1 protein-coding gene is annotated in these 2232 nt (G+C 69.4%); it reads left to right on the top strand.

Annotated elements, in window-relative coordinates:
• On the top strand, positions 1-2232 hold a 2232-nt coding region (locus K789_RS0100200; RefSeq protein WP_024364984.1), incomplete at both ends, for a transglutaminaseTgpA domain-containing protein.

The raw sequence follows: 2232 nt of genomic DNA, 5'->3' as shown, positions 1-2232 counted from the left end.
CAGCCGTGGCTGATGGCCCTCGCGGTGGCAATCGCCGTCGCCGGTGCAGCCCTGAGCCTGAACGGAGTGCTGCGGGGATGGGCGTGGTATTCCCCCGTTCTCTCGACGGTCCTCACGGTGGCCTTCACCATGGCCGGGCTGCGCGCCCTCCGGTGGCGCAGCGTCTTCGTAACGGCTGGTGCGCTGGCCGCGCTGGTGCTGATCCTGACGTTTACCTTCTTCCGTCCGCAGAGCATTCTCGGCTTCATCCCCTCCGGCGCCACCATGACGCAGCTGGGCCGGTACGTGCGCCGGGCCAGTGAGACTGTCCTCGCGGAAAGCGCCCCGGTGGCGCCAAATGCCGGCATCGTCCTGCTGGTCTGCGCCGCCCTGGGGCTGATGGTGATCTTGGTCGATGCCCTCGCCTATCCATTGGCATTGCCGGCGACGAGCGGCCTCGGGATCCTCGCCGTCCTCGTCGTTCCCGCCATGATCAAGCCGCAGAGCGTCGGCGCATTGGGTTTCGCGGCAGCTGCCGCCGGCTACCTGATGATCCTCGGCTGCAGCCACTGGTTCGCACCCGACGTACGGACCGGGGCAGACACCGTACGCAACCCGGGCCAGTTCCGGCGCGGCGCACTGACCGGCGCCCTTGCACTGACCGTTACCCTCCTGCTCCAGCTCGTGATCCCGGGCTTCGACCAAGGAACGTTCCCGCAGGGCTCCCGGCTGAATCCCTTCGGCCCGGCCTCGGGACTCAACCCGATGATCAGCCTGGGCAACAGCCTGCGCAGCCCCACCGGTGACGGACGGATCACCTTTGCGACCAACGCGCCCAGCAGCCCGTACCTTCGCTCGGTGACCGTGGACAGTTTCAACGGCGACAACTGGGCCCCGGACGATCGCGACGAGACCCGCCGGCTGGGGACGGGAAGGATGGAATCGGGCCTTGAGTCCGCCGCAACCGAAGTCCGGGTGGTCACCGCGGTCAACACCGGCCAGTTCACCAGTCCGTATCTGCCGGTGCCCTACGCGCCGGAGGCAGTCAACGGCCTCACCGGGCGCTGGAGCTGGGACCCGGCCACGCTGAGCATCAAGGGCGTCGACACCAACTCCCGCGACCAGCAGTACGTGGCGCTCTCGGTTGCCCCCCAGCTCACCCCGGACCTGCTGGCACAGGCCACCGGGCCGGTGCAGGGTGTTGCCGAACAGTTCATCCGGCCGCCGGACAACGTCCCGGAGATCGTGCGCACCACCGCCGAGGCCGTGACCGCCGGAAGCGCCACCCCCTACGCCCGGGCCATGGCGATCCAGCGGTACCTTCGCTCCGTCGATTTCACCTATTCGCTGCAGTCCCCGGTGCAGGGAGGCTATGACGGCAACGGGTTGTCCGTGCTGGCGGACTTCCTGACCCAGAAGAGCGGATACTGCATCCATTTCGCCTCGGCCATGGCCGTGATGGCACGGCTGGAAGGCATCCCCAGCCGTATTGCCGTCGGTTACGCCCCGGGCCGGCCCACCGGCTCCACGGTCTCGATCGGAGGCCAGGGTGCCCTGCCGGAGTATGAGGTCGATGCCCGTGACGCCCACGCGTGGCCCGAACTGTATTTCCAGGGGCTGGGCTGGGTCCCCTTCGAACCCACCCCGTCGCGCGGCGTGGTTCCGTCCTACGCCACGGAATCCGCAGCCCCCAGCGGCGCCAGCACGAATGAGAACAACGACGGACTGATTCCAAGCCGCAGTCCCAACCCCTCCCCCGCGCCCAGCGCGACGCCGCTGCCGCTGCCGGGAGCTGCCGCCCCGGCGGACATGGCAAGTGTGCTGCGACCCGTGCTGTACGGCACCGGCGCCCTGTTGCTCCTGGGACTCCTGCTGGCGTCCCCGCACCTGGCACGCAATGCAGTCCGCCGCCGCCGGCTGAACGGTTCCGGGGGCGGGAGTGCGGCGGCGCTGCAGGCCTGGGCAGAACTACGCGACCTCACCATGGATTACGGCGTGGCGGCGCGGACCAGCGAGACTGCACGGCACTACTCCGAAAGGCTGCGCTCCTCGGGGGCCCTGGGAGAACCGCAGGGCATGGACGCGGACAGCCACCAGGCCGTCAGGGCCTTAACTGCGGACTTCGAACGCCGGCAATACGGCCGACCGGTCGGGCCCGACGCCGGAACCTCGGTGGCACCCCTGATCTGGGCGGTCCGGAGTTCGCTGCGCGCCCATGCCGGGCCGTTTATCCGGTTCCGCGCGGAGTGGCTG

Origin of the sequence: Arthrobacter sp. TB 26 (assembly GCF_000427315.1) — a bacterium.
Taxonomy (GTDB): domain Bacteria; phylum Actinomycetota; class Actinomycetes; order Actinomycetales; family Micrococcaceae; genus Arthrobacter.
The sequence above is the reverse complement of the archived record's forward strand: the minus strand, read 5'-3'. Positions and strand labels throughout refer to the sequence as shown.